Source organism: Aminobacter niigataensis, assembly GCF_014200015.1.
Lineage (GTDB): Bacteria > Pseudomonadota > Alphaproteobacteria > Rhizobiales > Rhizobiaceae > Aminobacter > Aminobacter niigataensis.
Genome location: NZ_JACHOT010000001.1, coordinates 181,223 through 195,777, shown reverse-complemented (window position 1 = coordinate 195,777; position 14,555 = coordinate 181,223). Strand labels below are relative to the sequence as shown.

Below are 14,555 nucleotides of genomic sequence, written 5' to 3'. Positions count from 1 at the left end.
CGCTGGCAGGCAAGGACAGCTTGTTGACAACAGGTTCGTGGAGGAACTGACATCGGGCAGATGTCGTTTGTGTAATCGAGGTTCGTCATGAAACGTTTGCTGGCTCTGGGTCTTGCGATCGGCCTTGCAATGCCGCTGGCGACACCCACTCCCGCTCAGGCGGTAACCGTCAACATCACAATTGGAACCAGCCTGAATCACGGCCGGGCCATTTCTTGCAGCCAAGGCCAAAGGCTACTTCAGAACAGAGGCTTCCGCGATGTCCGACGCATAGACTGCCGCGGCAGGATTTTCATCTACCATGCTCGGCGTGGCAACAGCAGGTTTGAGATCGCGCTGAGCTCACGCACCGGGCGTGTGGTGGATGTTCGACGCATTCGCAGGTGATCCATTTTCCACGCTGCTGTCAGAAATCCTGGATGCGGGCCCTGCGCGGTGGTCTTGTGATGAAACACGGAGGCTCCCCATGACAATTGGCAATGACCAGAGTGTCGATCGTCGCGGCTTCATGATCGGATCCGTCGCAACCGTTGGTGCGGCAGCCGCACTCGTGACCGGAACTGCCCAAGCGCAATCTGGATCGACATCTGCCGGCTTGTCGGCCGCTGATGGAAAAGGCACCGTTTTCACGGGTGATACCATCGGCGGAAAACCGGTCATCAGTTCGCTCGATGTCGCCGACCTCGAGCCAGGCAAGAAGCACAGCTTCTATTTCCAAGGCGTGCAAATGCCGACGGGACAGCACTGGTATGTCTCGGTCATCGTAGCCAAGGGAAGTGGTTCCGGAAAAAGGCTGGGGCTGATCAGCGGGGTGCATGGCGATGAAATGAGCCCCGTCCACACAGTGCAGACAGTGATGAATGGATTGGATCCGACCTCGATGTCGGGGACGGTGATCGCGGTATTCGATGTCTCTCGTCCCGCCCTTGAGGGAATGGCTCGGAGATGGCCGAGCTCCGGACGCGGTATCGACCTGGTCGACATCAATCGCCAGTTCCCTGGCGACGAGAACGCCCCCGACGCACCGTCGCGACATGCCGGTCTGCTGTTCAACAGGCTGCTGCGGTCAAATCTCGACTACGCAATCGACTTCCATACAGCAGCTACTGGCATGGACATGACCGCATTTCATCTCGCGCGGATGGATTTGCCGGAGGTCCGCGCCATGGCGGAGTTGTACCCGATCGACCAGATCTTCGACAACGCTGCTGAGCCCGGCCTCTTGGCCAACGCCCTCATCGATGCCGGCATTCCTGCATTCACTCCGGAGATCGGTCGCCCCCGGATCCTCGACCACGACATGATTGCGCTGTTTGTTGAGGGGACGACCAACGTCCTCAAACATCATGGCATCGTATCGGGACCGATTGGCAGGACGAGCAAGGACTCCAATGTCTTTGTCGCGGACGGGATGATGCCTATCATTGCAACGCATGGCGGCTTTGTTGAGCTGTTGGTTGGCCTCAACGAAGCTGTTCAGGCCGGACAAAAACTTGCTGTCCAGCGAAACACATTCGGTGAAATCGTTGCCGAGTACAACGCTCCCCGGAGCGGTGAGGTTGGCGCGAGGCGTACCGACGCAACCGCTGAGCCAGGGACTCCAATCGTGTTCATGATCTTCGATAGCGCAAGCCCAGTCGGCGGCGATGCACTGGTTGAATGAGCACAGCCAATTGGCGGCTTGTGCACCAGCGCCCCTTTCAGCGCCAACCAGTCCGCCAGGATACCTCCATATCAAAAGGCTCTCCATCTGGTGCCCGGACAGCGGGCGCGAATTCACTAAAATGACAATCTAGCTAGCGCACCTTCCAAGACAGCAACCGGGCGGCCAATGCCTTCCACCGGCCACCTGCGGCATACCCGGTGGAACATGGGTTCCTGTCCGGGATGATGCTGTGCGCCAGTGCCGCGACGTGAGCCGCGGCACCGGCGCTTCGCTCAGCTCTTGCTTTCGTTCTCGAGGCCCCAGAACAGCTTGTCCAGCCCTTCCGCCTGCGCATCCTCCGGCACCCGCAGCCCGGTCGTGGCCTTGAGCACCACCGACAGGATCAGCCCGGTCAGTATCCCGGCGCCAAGGCAGAGCGCGAAGCCCGCAAGTTGCATCAGCACGCTGATTTGACCGTGCTGGAACGCATACGCGCCTTCGGTGACGCCGAAGTAGCCGCCCCTCGGCGTGCCCGACTTGACCAGCCCGACCATGATGAGCGCATAGAAGCCCGCGCCGATAAACAGCGGGAAGAGCTTGTGCTCGTCGATCTGACGCTTCGATGTGAAGTTGTAGACGATCCAGGCTGCAATCGGCGCCCCGAGCGAGACCAGGAACATCTGCCAGGGCAAGTAGACGTCGAAGCCTGGCGCGCCCGAAACGTACCCGGCAAGCGGGCCGAGCAGCAGATAGATGTAGTTCTTCGTACGGTAGGAGATGATTGCGCCGGTGATGGCGCCACCCGCCCAGGAGATGCCGTAGTTGTTGAAGGCAATGCCCACGCTGGTGTTGGCCATGGTCACCGAAACCGCATAGGTCTCGGGGTCGAAAAAGAACAGGCAGGACAGAATGACCATCGGCAGGCCTGCAAAGATCGTGATCAGGCCGGTTGCGGCGAGCCCGATCGAAGGTGCCTTGTAGGACGGCACTTTCGGGTGAGGCGCAAACATGCCCGGGCGCTTGCCCAGTTGCGGCACCAGGACCATCGCGATGCCCGTCGGGAAGATATAGACGAACCCGATGCCGAAGAAGTCGTGGAAGCCGGCGTTCGTCAGCGGGCCGACCGACCCCCAGACCGCCCAACTCAAGACCGAGGAGACCACGGTGGCCACGACGCAGGTGATGTAGAAGGCGGAAGCCTTCATGCGCTCCGACACCGCGAAATGGAGCAGGACGTTCACGATACCTGCGAAACAGGCAAGGAAGAAGATGAAGATCTGGAACGTATTGAGCCCGGGCCAGACCGCCGGATCGACAGTTTGTGCGTGCGCGTTCGACAGCGCCCCGAAGAACCACCAATCCTTGAGCGAATCCATCATGGTTCCGCCAGACATGATGTAGTACTGCCCCGCCCAGAAGCCGAAGCCGATGATGAAGTAGGTCGCAAACCCGATGAAGAAGCCCACCATCTTCTCGATCGTGGAATTGTAGAGATTGGCGCTTCGCGTGGTACCCGCATCGATCATCAGAAGACCTGCGACCACGGTCAGCGCCCCCACCGTACCTGAAGCGTAGACCAGATTCTGGACAAGCTGGGTGAGCGTCACCTGTCCCGCGAAAAATGCTGTTGTCGTTCCTTCCATATATTCATCCCCTCTGATGCCGGCTGCCCCTGTCCCCGGCTTTTCTTTGTGGCTTCCTCGCCCCAACTAGGTGGAGGCTTGGACGTTACCCAAGGGCAAGTGGGTCGGACTACTTTGTTTTGGGGCGAAGATTAAATCAAGGGAGTGAAACTATTTTCCTGCCAGGGAAAATCATCAGGCGATGAAAAACACCTGGTATCAAAGGATGAGGTTGCACAAACCGGATTCGGCTCCGGCCATTTCGCCTCGCCACACCTCAGGCCGGCGAATGGCGACTTAGGCGCGCATTTCGATCTTCCGCCCAGTACATGCAGAAGTCTTGAGTCGCATATGACCGCCTTCGCGTCTCAGGGAGCGAGCCCTGCCGCCTGCCTTACGTGTCCGAGAAACCGACATCAGGCCGGACCGCATATAATACCTTGACGGTCGACCTATAGTCCCAAGTCTACTGCTTCTGCGAAATATGCCGAAATGAACAAGCCATATCTCCCCCTTGGCTGCGCTGTCCAACCAGCGGAATGCAAGAGCAAAGAGATTGTTTGTTTGAACAAGAATGGTGGGCCCGGAGGGACTCGAACCCCCAACCAAGCGGTTATGAGCCGCCGGCTCTAACCATTGAGCTACAGGCCCCACGCGGGCTGGATAGTAAGTTTTGCGCGCTGGCACAAGCCATCTTCGCGCATCTGTTGCGCGCTGCCGCAATCCACCCATAATCCGCCCCTATTCGACACTCTCGAAGGGCTCAGGACAACGGAGATTATATTATGAATCGCAAATACATGGCGCTCGCTCTTGCAGCGGCACTCGCAGTTCCCGCTGCCGCCGCCCGCGCCGACAACCAGCCGCCGCCGCGCATCATTGTGACCGGCGAAGGCGAAGCTTCGGTCGCGCCCGATCTTGCCCTGCTTTCCCTGTCGGTGATGCGCGAGGCCAAGACGGCGCGCGAGGCGCTCGACGCCAACAACGACGCCATGGCCGCCGTCATCGCCGCGATGAAGGCCGCCGGCATCGCCGAACGCGACCTGCAGACCGCCGGCATCCAGATCCAGCCGCGCTACAACTACACCAACAAGCCCGACGGATCGCAGGAAGCCGAACTCGTCGCCTACCAGGTCACCAACACGCTGTCGGTCCGCATCCGCGACATCACCAAGACCGGCGAGATCCTCGACAAGGCGGTGTCGCTGGGCGTCAACCAGGGCGGCGGCATCAACTTCACCAACGAAAAGCCCGACACGGTGATCACCGAGGCGCGCAAGCTTGCGGTCGCCGACGCCATCGCCAAGGCCAAGGTCCTGGCCGAAGCCGCCGGCGTCAGCCTCGGCAAGGTGATCGAGATCGCCGACCAGTCCTTCGCGCCGCCGCCGATGCCGCTGCAGCAGGCCAAGTCGTTCGACCGTGCGGCGGCGGGTTCGGTTCCCGTCGAAGCCGGCGAAAACGCCTACCGCGTGCAGGTCAACGTCACCTTCGAACTGAAGAACTGACACAGATACTCAAGGGCTGCCGTGGCGGCAGCGGCAGCCCTTGGTTTTCCCGGTTTTCCCGGAGTCCTCAGTGCAGGCAATAAAAAACCCCGGAGGCCAGGCCTCCGGGGTTTTGTTTGGAGCCACGCCCTTTCTTGCGAAAAGGGGCTCCCGCTACTCCGATCGGGCAACGCCCGATCTCATTGTTACCAGCGAACCACCGGGCAGTTCGGGGCCCGGGCGAAGCTGATCGCAACGCGCTCGCCATACTTGCGGCCGCTGACGGTGATGGTGCGGCGGTTGACGTCGACGACGCGGGCGCGGCGCAGGCCCATGCGGTCGGCCTTGTCGAGCGCACGGTCGGGCGTGCAGCGGCGATCCCAGCGGCCGTGATCGGGGCGACCGCCCCAGCGGCCGTCATTGCGGTCCCAGCGGCCGTCGTTGCGGTTGTCCCAGCGGCCATTGTCACGGTAGCCGTCCTGGACATAGATGCCGACGCGCGGCTCGCCCTGGCCGAGGTTCAGGTAGAGGCCGTCTGCCTGCGCGGTAGCGGGAATGGCGGCCAGCGTGCTGAAGCCGATAAGGGCCGAAAGGGCGGCAGTCTTGATCTTGTCGAACATGGTCTTCTCCTTGAACTCCGTGGCGTCAAGCCGTCTTTGCCTGAGCGATGGCTGTAGATTGCACCGTCCAAGCTGAACCGATTTCGAACCGTGCATTCATTTTCGGTTCATCTGGCAAGCTGCTGATTCCGTTAGATAATATGATGCGATCACGCGTTTGTGAGTCGCCGCGCGACCGCGAAATAGCCTGCCGAAATGGTCGGGAATATGGCGAGCCTTACGGCTCTTCTTCGAGAACGTGCTCGAAATAGTCTTCCGGTTCGGCCAGATCGTCCTCGGAGGCCGTAAGCCTGCCGCGCACCGAGATGCCGGCCTCGTGCACGGTTTCGCTGCTGCCCGAAACCAGATGATGCCACCAGTAGAGGTCCTGCCCCTCGGCAACGAGCCGATAGGCGCAGGTGCTGGGCAGCCAGGCGATGGTGCGCACGTTGTCAGGCGTCAGCCCGACGCAATCCGGCACGCGCGCGAGGCGGTTGGCATAGTCGGAGCAGCGGCAGGTGGAGCCGTCGAACAGCCGGCAGCCGACGCTGGTCCAGTAGATCTCGCCCGTGTCCTCGTCCTCGAGCTTGGACAGGCAGCATTTGCCGCAGCCGTCGCACAGCCCCTCCCACTGGGTGGGGCTCATCGCCTCCAGCGGCGTCGTTTTCCAGTAAGGCTCGTCCATGGCAGGCATTTGGCGCGCATCGCCGGCCGCGTCAAGCACGCAGCCATTGCATTCATCGCCAGTTCAGCGAAGCCACGATATTGCCTTGTTGCCGTCGGGCAAATGCCCCGAAACCATGCGACTGCCGGGCGGAGCGGAACCATTCAGGGTTCCATCTGTTTGGGCCGGGACGGGACCCAAAGTTCACTTCGAGGAGATTTCCAACGATGAAACGCCAACCACGGATTCTCGCAGGCACGGCAATCGGCCTGTTCATGGCATCCGCGCCGTTGGGCGCCTTGCCGCTGCCGAATGGCGCGCTGTCTGATGCGGGCACATCGCTGCCGCTCATCCGCGTGCAGTCGGACTGCCAGGAAGGCGAAACGGCCGAAGCCTGCGCGGCGCGCCAGGGCGCCCAGCAGGCCCCGGCCGAAGAGCCGGCCCCCGAACCGGAGCCGGCACCGCAGCCTGAGCCCCAGCCAGAACCTCAGCCACAGGCCGAACCCGCGCCGGAGCCGCAGGCCGAACAACCGGCACCACAGGCCGAAGAGCCGGCACCCGAGCCCCGCCGCAAGAAGCGCGAGGCACCGGCGGAAGAACCCGCGCCTCAGCAGGAGGTCGCACCGCAGGCAGAGCCGGAGCCGCAGGCGGAAGAGCCCGCCCCCAGGCGCAAGAAGCGTGAGCCCGCCGCCGAACAGCAGCAGCAGGAACAGCCTGCCGCCGAGCCGGAGGCAACACCGCAGCCCGAACCGCAGGCGGAAGAGCCAGCGCCCAAGCGCAAGCCGAAGGAGCAGGCCCCGGCTGCAGAGGAACCAGCCCAGACACCCGAAGTCGCTCCCCAGCCGGAAGCACAGCCCGAGCAAAAGCCGCAGGCCGAACAGCCTGCCGAGCAGCCGGCGGAGAAGCCTGCCGAGCCGACACCTGAGCAGGCCCCCGCACCGGAAACGCCTTCGGGCGAAGCTCCGGCCCAGGGCGAGCAACCTGCGGCAGAGCAACCTCAGCAGCCCGCAACGGGCGAGCAACCAGCTGCCGGTGAGCAGCCGGCTACCGGCGAACAGCCTGCAACGGGTGAGCAGCCGCAACAGCCGGCCCAGCAAGGCGAAGCACCTGCAAACCAACCGCCGGTGAACCCGAACGAGGCGCCGCTGCTCGACAGCCAGAAGGAAACGCCGCCCGCACAGGCCGGCGGCCAGCAGCCGGCAGCCGAAGGCCAGCCTGCGCAGCCCGCCCAGGAAGGCCAGCCAGCGCCCGAAGGCCAGGCCGGTGGACAGACCGTCCAGCCGCAGCCGGTACCGGTCGATCCCGGCCCGCCGCCTGTCGACGACAAGGCCGCGACCGAACAGGCCCAGCCGGTCGAGATCCAGGCCGTCACCGCCGAGAAGGGTACCCGCATCGAGCGCATGCCCGAGGTCGACCTGCGCCGCAGGCCGCGTCCTGAAGGCACCGAAGTGCTGCGCGAAATCGGCGACCGGGTGATCATCCAGATCAACAACCAGGTCATCGTCGAGAGCAACGACCGGCCGCGCATGACGCGTGACGCCCAGGAGGTGTACTACGAGGAACTGCCGCGCGGCCGCACCCGGGAGGTGATCGTCCGTGAGAACGGCAACCAGATCATCACCATCCGCAACCGCTACGGCGACGTCGTGCAGCGCTCGCGCATCACGCCCGACGGCCGCGAATATGTGCTGAGCTATGTCGACGACCAGTATTACGGCGAGATGGACGAATGGCGCGATCCAGGCCTCGACCTGCCGCCGCTGCAGCTCCACATCCCGCGCAACGAATATATCCTCGATGCGCAGTATGTCGAAGATGACGACGCCTATTACGACTTCCTCGAGCAGCCGCCGGTGGAGCGCGTCAAGCGCCTCTATTCGGTCGACGAGGTCAAGCGTTCGGCCCGCGTGCGCGACATCGCCCGCCGTGTCGACCTCGACACGCTGAGCTTCGAATTCGGTTCGGCCTCGATCCCCGAGGCCGAGATTGCCAAGCTCGAAGGCGTCGCCAACGCGATGGAGAAGATGCTGAAGAAGAACCCGGCCGAAACCTTCCTCATCGAAGGCCACACCGATGCCGTCGGTTCCGACGTCGCCAACCTGGCGCTGTCCGACCGCCGCGCCGAAGCCGTGGCCGACGCGCTGACCAATGTCTTCGGCATCGCGCCGGAGAACCTGTCGACGCAAGGCTATGGCGAGCGCTATCTCAAGGTGAAGTCGCAGCAGCCGGAGCGCGAAAACCGCCGCGTCGCCATCCGCCGCATCACCCCGCTGGTGGCCCCCATCGCCAGCGCCAACTAGCATACGCGGCATCCCAAAAGGCCCGGCCCGCACCTCGCGGGTCGGGCTTTTTTCTGCCCGTTTGACTGGCCGGATGGCGCCCGGTACCGGGCATCCTGCCGGCGTCCAGACGCCGCATTGCCCGGTAACAATCACGCGATGACCCGGCTTTCGCCATTGATTCGCTGGATTTTGATGCCACTTTGAGAGCGACGTGGTTCCCTGCCCCGTCCCATCTCCGACGTTTCAGGAGAACAGGCCCGGCCGAATCCCCCTCCAGCGGCCGGGCCTTGTTTTATCCCAAAACCTGTTGCATTCGTCGGCACCGCCTCGATTTCCAATCTCAAAATTTCGGACGTCTCATGAAACGCCTCGAACACGCCGTCGAATCCATCATCCTCGCCTCGCGCTGGCTGCTCGTGGTGTTCTATCTCGGTCTCGCTGTGGCGCTCGCCATCTACGCGCTGTCCTTCGCCAAGAAGCTCTACGGGTTTGTCATGACGGTCATGGTGCTCGACGAGACCGACACCATCCTGAAGGTGCTCGGCCTGATCGACGCAGCACTCGTTGCCTCGCTGGTGGTGATGGTCATCATCTCCGGCTACGAAAACTTCGTCAGCCGCTTCGACAACCATGACGGCGAGGTCCACTGGCTCGGCACCATCGACATCAGCTCGCTCAAGATCAAGGTCGCCTCGACCATCGTCGCGATCTCGTCGATCCACCTGCTCCAGGTCTTCCTCAACAACCAGCAATACACCTCCGACCAGCTGATGTGGCTGACCCTCATCCACCTGACCTTCGTGCTGTCGGCGCTGCTGCTGGCCTACATCGATCGTCTTACAGGGCTTGCCAAGGGCGCCAAGAAGGCGGCTACGGAAGACGGCCCGAGCCTCTGAGCGGACGGACGGCATCTCACGGCGCGGATTCATCGTCTCAGCCGCGCCGGCCAACCCACTGGATTGATTCAGCCTTCGGCGGCCCGGACGTCGCTCGACCGGAACGGCGGGAGGCAGGAGGCCACTTTGCGCACTCTAGGATATGTCCTGGCCGCCGCAGGCCTGCTGATCTGTGCGGCCACCTTCGGCATGTGGGTCTGGCTCAATGCCTACGGCGGCGGCACCGGCTGCAACGACTTCCGGCTGCGCTGGGAAGACAGCGAGGCGCTGTCCTATTTCATTCCGCCGTTCATTCTCGGCTGCGCCGTAGCGGTGCTGGGTGCGGCAACGATCGCCATGAACTGGAAAAGGTAAGGGCGAACGAAGCGTAGCGGACTGCCGGTCTCCCACCAGTGCTGCTTGTCGCTCAGCCCCATTTCTGGTTTCCTGGTGGTTCACTCGGGGAAGATCGACAGCGTGTTTTCAGCCTACATCGACGAGATCATCATGGCCTGCGCCGGTGTCTGGATGGCGGCCATTGGGTTCGGATACATTGAGCTTTCCGTTCCACCCCATCAAGCGTGGCTGGGCAATCTCGTAAAACACTTCAAGTGGATGGGCCCGCTACTGCTTGGTATTGCAGCCGTGCTCGCTGTCGTTTCCCCGACCTAGTTGCCATGGCCGAGGCATGATGGTTCAGGCGCCAGGCAGCCCGCCACTCCCTGCCGACGCCGCACGGGCCCCTGCCCTCGTCCGCCGTAGTTCCTGCCACTCCCGCGTAAGCGTTATGCCGCTTTCGCGGTCGCCGATGTCTTGTTGATCGCCGTCACCGCGAGGTTTGTCAGCTTGTTGTTCGTCGCCTTCTCCTGGTCGAGGATTTCGCTCAGGAGCGTGTGAGCCTCGTCATAACCAAGGTCCTTGGCCCATTCACGCAGGGATCCATACCGGGCAATCTCGTAGTGCTCGACGGCTTGGCACGCTGCCAGAAGACCGGCATCCAGTGCGGTGCCAGATGCCTCTTCCATCAGCCCATCGGTCTCCTTGATCAGGCCTTCGATCGCATCGCATTTTTCGCCCGAAGCCTTCTTGCCGATGGATTTGAAGACCAGCTCCAGTTTCTTGATCTGGCCCTTGGTCTCTTCGAGATGATCCTCGGCAGCCTTCTTCAGCTTGGCGTCCTTGGCCGCCTTGGCCACCTTCGGAAGGGCCTTGGTGATGGCGTTCTCGGCGTAATACATATCCTCGAGTGTATGCTCGAAAATCTCAGCCAGCGTTTTCATTTGGGATTGCTCCTTGCCGGAATTGGCAAGGGAGGGAATGGATCACAGGCAAGAAGGTTCCTCCCAAAACAGCAAGAACTCCCCCTCGACCTGCTGGCACCGTGTCGTGCCTCCACAACGGCGGACCGACCACGCTCCCCGCGCAGCGAAGGAACTTTACGCCCCACTCCATGTTGTCCTGCAGCAGCAGGAGACAATCGATGCAGAACGACTATGAAACCGGCGCACGCAGGCCAGTCGCACGGAAAGGCCTGGATCCCAGCGATGCCTTTTCGCAGCAGGCTGCCGAAAACAAGCAGCCGGCCGACCGATACGGCAACACGGAGCCCGTTGGCGAGACCAACGAAAAGGCGCGCCATTCAGATGGCCAGAACGCGCCGGGCACCAGCACGCATATCCTTGAACGACCAGGCGGCAGCGAGCAGCCTGGCTACAGGATGAAGCGGGCGCGGTTCTGGCAGTCTTGACCCCGCCCAGCCCGACTTGCATCCGTCAACATCACCCATCAACCGGATCGGATTCGGCGTTCAGGCGTTGCTGCTTCGTTGAAAGGAGCCAATCGCCATGAACGTCGCCAACCTGCAACTCGAAGGCCTGATCATGGCCATCGCAGCTATCAATCACGTCCTCGTCCGCAAGGGTGTGCTGACGGTCGAGGAAATCGACATCGCCTTGCGCAAAGCCGAAGCGAGCGAGACCGCCGAAGATCGATCAGAGGGAATGTCGTCGTCAAATCGCGACGCCATCAACTTCCCGATCAGGGTGCTGGAACTTGCCAACCAATGCCAGCCGGAAGCGGATATTCCCTCATTCTCCAAGCTGGCACGAATGATCGGCCAGATGAAGGAACCCTACAACGACCAGAGGTGACAACATCGCAGTCCTTCCACCGCGGGTGCGAGCTGAACGCAACGCGGATCGATATGGGGCCAATGCGCGTTGATATGTGCTTCCCAGGAGCGGTTGCACGATGAAAGACGTCAGGTCTATCGATTGGACCGAACCGGCCACCTTCTACGAGAGCCGGCTGGGTCCGGGGATGCTGTTCGATCACCTTTCACAGGCAGTGCGGCACGCGGTCAACGTTCCCTTGCGCAGGCAGCACGACACCGCAAGGATCGTCACGCGCTCAGGGTCGCAGTACGGCTGGCAAGAGATCAACGTCCTTCACCATCATTTGCGGGCCATCGACAGGAGCTGAGTTGCGCCGCCCTGCTCCTTTGGAAGTTGACCCAGATCAAGTTCAACGCCTCCGCCTGGCACTATAGTTGCCTCGACAATTCGCAAGGAGATGAAATGTCGAACACACCGCACACCCTGGGTGAGGAATTTCCCGGCAAGCTAGATACCATTCACGCCCTGAAAGCACAGGACGCCGGTTTCGCTCGTATCCTCGAAGAATATGACGATGTGAACGACCAGATCCACAAGGCTGAAACCCACATCGAACCGGTGAGCCAGGAACACGAGGCGACGTTGCGAAAGCGCCGGCTGATGCTCAAGGACGCGATCGCAGGCGCTGTCGCAGCAAGCTGATGGACTGCCCCCGCAGCCGCCGGCCGCGGGACCCGATCAATACGACGATGATCAAGCAGTGGAGGTAGATTTGTACACGCATATCCTCATAACCACCGATGGTTCCGAACTTGCGCAGAAGGGCGTCGACCACGGGCTGACGCTGGCCAAGAATCTTGGCAGCAAGGTCACGGTCATCACCGTCACCGAGCCCTATCCATTGAACAGTCCTGCCACGATGGCTTCGTGGAGCGATGCCCAGCAAAAGCATGCCGATGCAGCGCTGAGCCTCGCCAAAGAAGCGGCCTCCCGGATCGGCGTCAGCGTGGAGCCGGTCCAGGCATTCGGCGAGTCGCCCGCCGAAGCGATCGTCGAGACCGCCGCGGAGCGTGGCTGCGACCTCATCGTCATGGCCTCCCACGGCCGCCGCGGCGTGAGCAGGCTTCTGCTCGGCAGCCAGACGGCAGAGGTCGTCCATTACTCCAAGGCCCCGGTCCTGGTCGTACGATAGAGTATCCCAGGCCGGCTACCGAGGGCTCAGATCCCGCCGAGCGTGGCAGCGACGCGTCGATCTGAGGTTTCCCATCACCTTGAGCGGAACATCAAAAGAGGCGCCTCGCGGCGCCTCCGTTTTCATTTGCGTCAGGCCTCAACCCTATCCGGCACATACATCGCCAGGTACTCGGGGCTCGGCGGGATCTGTGTGATGACGTCGATCAGCACGCCATTGGGATCCCTGGTGATGAAGTGGCGTTGTCCGAAGTCTTCGTCGCGCAGCGAGCGCAGGATCGGCAGCCCTTCCGCGACGAGCCGCGCGTGCACGGCATCGACATCCTTGACCTCGAAATTGATCAGCAGGCCGGCGACCCGCCCGCGCCCCTCCTCGGGGATCGTCTCGTGGTCGCCCTGGACGATGGCGAGATCGACGCCCTTGTCTTCCGTCGACCGCAGATGGACATACCAGCCAGCGTCAAACTCATACGCGAAGCGGAAGTGCTTGATGTAGAAAGCGGCGGTGCCGGCGACATCGCCGGTCATTAGCACGGGATAGTAGCTCGTCGTTTTCATGGCTTTCCTTCTCTCCTCAATCAACATACAGTCTGCATGTAAATGTGAACTAACATACAGGCTGCATGCATGCAAGAGAAAACCGAGCGCCGCTCCAACCGCGACCGCACCGAGGCGACACGCGCCCTCCTGATCGAGGCGGCACGCCGGTTGTTTGCCGAAAAATCCTACGCCGAGACCAGCACACCGGAGATCGTCGCCGCCGCGGGCGTCACGCGCGGCGCCCTCTACCACCACTTTGCCGACAAGCAGGAGCTGTTCCGCGCCGTGGCCGAGCAGGAGGCGGCATCGGTCGCCGCCGAAATCGAGGATGCTGCACCGCAAGCCATGGGCGCCCGCGAAGCTTTGCTCACCGGCAGCAAGGCCTATATCGAAGCCATGCGCTCGCCCGGCAGGACGCGGCTGTTGTTGCTCGACGGCCCCGCTGTGCTCGGCCGCGCCGGCATGGACGAGATCGACAACCGCCACGGCAACCGCACCTTGCGCGAGGGCCTCGCCGCCACGATGCGGGCCGGCGCCATGCGCAAGCTGCCGCTGGCTGCGCTGACCGGCCTGCTTGCCGCCGCCTTCGACCGAGCAGCCTTGGCGATCGATGCCGGCGCCCCACCCGAAGACGAGATTGCCGTCATCTCGGCGGTCATTGACGGGCTGATGCTACGCGAGCGACCCTGAAAAGCAAAAGCCCGGCACAAGGGCCGGGCCATGATCTGCGAGGCAATCGCCGCCAGCCTCAGCCGAACATGCGCTCGCCCTGTTCGTCGACCAGCTGCCGACCCTTGGTCAGCGACACTTCGACGGCATCGTCGAGTGCCGCGAAGCGGTCGGCGCGGATGAACTTGTGCTCCTTGACCGTACCGCCGATTTCCTTGGAAACCACGCCACAGGTCTGGAACTGGCCGCCTTCCTTGTAGGGCATCGCTTTGATCGAAAAGCCCTTGTATTCGATCTCCTTGGCAACGGCCGCAGCGGCGGGCTCGGCCGCACCGCCACCACCGCCAAAAAGCCTCTTCAGAAACGACATGCTTGTTCTTCCCGTTGTTTTTCCGAAGCTTAGACGCTTGTCCTGAATCAGTCGAGGCGTTTCGAACCGGCGGCAGCCAGGGCACACGCACCGCACGTGCGCCCTGCCTCTTCACTGCCGGTCGCTAGCCGAGCGATGCGATGATTTCGCGATAGGCAAGTTCCGGGAATGCCTTCAACGTGCGCGTCCTGACGTTGCCGCCCTGTCCAAGGATCAGCGCGAAGCGCGCCACCACCGCGTCGTCCGGCGCCTCGGCCACCGCCACCATGTCGCATTCGCCCATGGTCAGGTAGAACTGCTTGAACGAGCCGCCCATGTCGCCGAGCAGCTTTTTGGCCGCGTCGAGCCGCTTGGGCGAGTTGCGCACCTCGCGCACGCCCTGGTCCGTCCAATTGAGCAGCATGATATATGTCGTCATGGCACACCTCCCTCCGGTGCCACGGAGCACGGCTCAAATAGCCGGGGCGGGCATCCGGGTCGTCGCCCTCAATGCATCCACG

General features: G+C 62.4%; 20 protein-coding genes and 1 tRNA gene. 13 read left to right on the top strand and 8 right to left on the bottom strand.

What is annotated here, in order from left to right:
- Positions 1 to 87: 87 nt before the first annotated feature.
- Both GGQ99_RS01060 and GGQ99_RS01055 read left to right on the top strand, forming a co-directional pair.
- The gene (locus GGQ99_RS01060) at positions 88 to 387 is read left to right on the top strand and encodes a hypothetical protein (protein ID WP_183260055.1); all 300 of its coding nucleotides are present in this window, start codon (positions 88 to 90) and stop codon (positions 385 to 387) included.
- Between the two features lie 79 nt (positions 388 to 466).
- Positions 467 to 1,663, top strand: a complete 1,197-nt coding sequence (locus GGQ99_RS01055) for a M14 family metallopeptidase (protein WP_183260053.1) — start codon at positions 467 to 469, stop codon at positions 1,661 to 1,663.
- 275 nt (positions 1,664 to 1,938) lie between these two features.
- Here the strand turns inward: GGQ99_RS01055 and GGQ99_RS01050 are convergent, their stop codons facing one another.
- Both GGQ99_RS01050 and GGQ99_RS01045 read right to left on the bottom strand, forming a co-directional pair.
- Positions 1,939 to 3,288 carry an ammonium transporter family protein gene (locus GGQ99_RS01050; RefSeq protein WP_108607440.1) on the bottom strand — a complete coding sequence of 450 codons (1,350 nt, stop codon included), beginning with the start codon at positions 3,286 to 3,288 and terminating at the stop codon, positions 1,939 to 1,941.
- A 554-nt stretch (positions 3,289 to 3,842) separates the two neighbouring features.
- A tRNA-Ile gene (locus GGQ99_RS01045) sits at positions 3,843 to 3,918 on the bottom strand.
- Between the two features lie 134 nt (positions 3,919 to 4,052).
- Between GGQ99_RS01045 and GGQ99_RS01040 the strand changes: the two genes are divergently transcribed.
- Positions 4,053 to 4,772, top strand: a complete 720-nt coding sequence (locus tag GGQ99_RS01040; RefSeq protein WP_108607428.1) for an SIMPL domain-containing protein — start codon at positions 4,053 to 4,055, stop codon at positions 4,770 to 4,772.
- Between the two features lie 185 nt (positions 4,773 to 4,957).
- On the opposite strand, the gene GGQ99_RS01035 is transcribed toward GGQ99_RS01040, so the two are convergent.
- Together GGQ99_RS01035 and GGQ99_RS01030 are read right to left on the bottom strand one after the other, a co-directional pair.
- Entirely contained in the window at positions 4,958 to 5,371 is a 414-nt protein-coding gene (locus GGQ99_RS01035; protein WP_183260051.1) for a hypothetical protein, read from the bottom strand.
- 217 nt (positions 5,372 to 5,588) lie between these two features.
- A complete protein-coding gene (locus GGQ99_RS01030) occupies positions 5,589 to 6,035 on the bottom strand; it encodes a YcgN family cysteine cluster protein (protein ID WP_108609814.1) in 447 nt (148 codons plus the stop codon).
- Between the two features lie 206 nt (positions 6,036 to 6,241).
- On the opposite strand from GGQ99_RS01030, the gene GGQ99_RS01025 reads away from it, so the two are divergent.
- The 4 genes from GGQ99_RS01025 to GGQ99_RS01010 all read left to right on the top strand — a co-directional run bounded on the left by GGQ99_RS01025 (position 6,242) and on the right by GGQ99_RS01010 (position 9,843).
- On the top strand, positions 6,242 to 8,314 hold the full coding sequence (locus GGQ99_RS01025) for an OmpA family protein (protein ID WP_183260049.1): 2,073 nt from the start codon (positions 6,242 to 6,244) through the stop codon (positions 8,312 to 8,314).
- Between the two features lie 341 nt (positions 8,315 to 8,655).
- Positions 8,656 to 9,192 (top strand): TIGR00645 family protein, encoded by a 537-nt coding sequence (locus GGQ99_RS01020; RefSeq protein WP_108607425.1) that lies wholly within the window; start codon positions 8,656 to 8,658, stop codon positions 9,190 to 9,192.
- A 126-nt stretch (positions 9,193 to 9,318) separates the two neighbouring features.
- On the top strand, positions 9,319 to 9,546 hold the full coding sequence (locus tag GGQ99_RS01015) for a hypothetical protein (RefSeq protein WP_183260048.1): 228 nt from the start codon (positions 9,319 to 9,321) through the stop codon (positions 9,544 to 9,546).
- Positions 9,547 to 9,648: 102 nt separating this feature from the next.
- On the top strand, positions 9,649 to 9,843 hold the full coding sequence (locus GGQ99_RS01010) for a hypothetical protein (protein ID WP_108609813.1): 195 nt from the start codon (positions 9,649 to 9,651) through the stop codon (positions 9,841 to 9,843).
- 113 nt (positions 9,844 to 9,956) lie between these two features.
- Here the strand turns inward: GGQ99_RS01010 and GGQ99_RS01005 are convergent, their stop codons facing one another.
- The gene (locus tag GGQ99_RS01005) at positions 9,957 to 10,451 is read right to left on the bottom strand and encodes a YciE/YciF ferroxidase family protein (protein ID WP_108607423.1); all 495 of its coding nucleotides are present in this window, start codon (positions 10,449 to 10,451) and stop codon (positions 9,957 to 9,959) included.
- 200 nt (positions 10,452 to 10,651) lie between these two features.
- Between GGQ99_RS01005 and GGQ99_RS01000 the strand changes: the two genes are divergently transcribed.
- The 5 genes from GGQ99_RS01000 to GGQ99_RS00980 all read left to right on the top strand — a co-directional run bounded on the left by GGQ99_RS01000 (position 10,652) and on the right by GGQ99_RS00980 (position 12,477).
- Positions 10,652 to 10,918: a hypothetical protein gene (locus tag GGQ99_RS01000; RefSeq protein WP_183260046.1), complete on the top strand. Its 267-nt coding sequence runs from the start codon at positions 10,652 to 10,654 to the stop codon at positions 10,916 to 10,918.
- A 97-nt stretch (positions 10,919 to 11,015) separates the two neighbouring features.
- A complete protein-coding gene (locus GGQ99_RS00995; RefSeq protein WP_183260044.1) occupies positions 11,016 to 11,321 on the top strand; it encodes a hypothetical protein in 306 nt (101 codons plus the stop codon).
- A 100-nt stretch (positions 11,322 to 11,421) separates the two neighbouring features.
- Positions 11,422 to 11,652, top strand: coding sequence for a hypothetical protein (locus GGQ99_RS00990; protein ID WP_108607420.1), 231 nt, complete (start codon positions 11,422 to 11,424; stop codon positions 11,650 to 11,652).
- A gap of 95 nt (positions 11,653 to 11,747) precedes the next feature.
- The gene (locus tag GGQ99_RS00985) at positions 11,748 to 11,987 is read left to right on the top strand and encodes an HP1242/YdcH family protein (RefSeq protein WP_183260042.1); all 240 of its coding nucleotides are present in this window, start codon (positions 11,748 to 11,750) and stop codon (positions 11,985 to 11,987) included.
- A 70-nt stretch (positions 11,988 to 12,057) separates the two neighbouring features.
- On the top strand, positions 12,058 to 12,477 hold the full coding sequence (locus GGQ99_RS00980) for a universal stress protein (RefSeq protein ID WP_183260040.1): 420 nt from the start codon (positions 12,058 to 12,060) through the stop codon (positions 12,475 to 12,477).
- Positions 12,478 to 12,608: 131 nt separating this feature from the next.
- Here the strand turns inward: GGQ99_RS00980 and GGQ99_RS00975 are convergent, their stop codons facing one another.
- Positions 12,609 to 13,034 carry a VOC family protein gene (locus tag GGQ99_RS00975; protein ID WP_108607418.1) on the bottom strand — a complete coding sequence of 142 codons (426 nt, stop codon included), beginning with the start codon at positions 13,032 to 13,034 and terminating at the stop codon, positions 12,609 to 12,611.
- A 69-nt stretch (positions 13,035 to 13,103) separates the two neighbouring features.
- On the opposite strand from GGQ99_RS00975, the gene GGQ99_RS00970 reads away from it, so the two are divergent.
- Positions 13,104 to 13,706 carry a TetR/AcrR family transcriptional regulator gene (locus GGQ99_RS00970; protein WP_108607417.1) on the top strand — a complete coding sequence of 201 codons (603 nt, stop codon included), beginning with the start codon at positions 13,104 to 13,106 and terminating at the stop codon, positions 13,704 to 13,706.
- Between the two features lie 58 nt (positions 13,707 to 13,764).
- Here the strand turns inward: GGQ99_RS00970 and GGQ99_RS00965 are convergent, their stop codons facing one another.
- Complete coding sequence (locus GGQ99_RS00965; protein ID WP_108607416.1) at positions 13,765 to 14,055, bottom strand: HlyU family transcriptional regulator; 291 nt, start codon at positions 14,053 to 14,055, stop codon at positions 13,765 to 13,767.
- A gap of 124 nt (positions 14,056 to 14,179) precedes the next feature.
- A complete protein-coding gene (locus GGQ99_RS00960; RefSeq protein ID WP_108607415.1) occupies positions 14,180 to 14,473 on the bottom strand; it encodes a GYD domain-containing protein in 294 nt (97 codons plus the stop codon).
- Between the last annotated feature and the right edge of the window lie 82 nt (positions 14,474 to 14,555).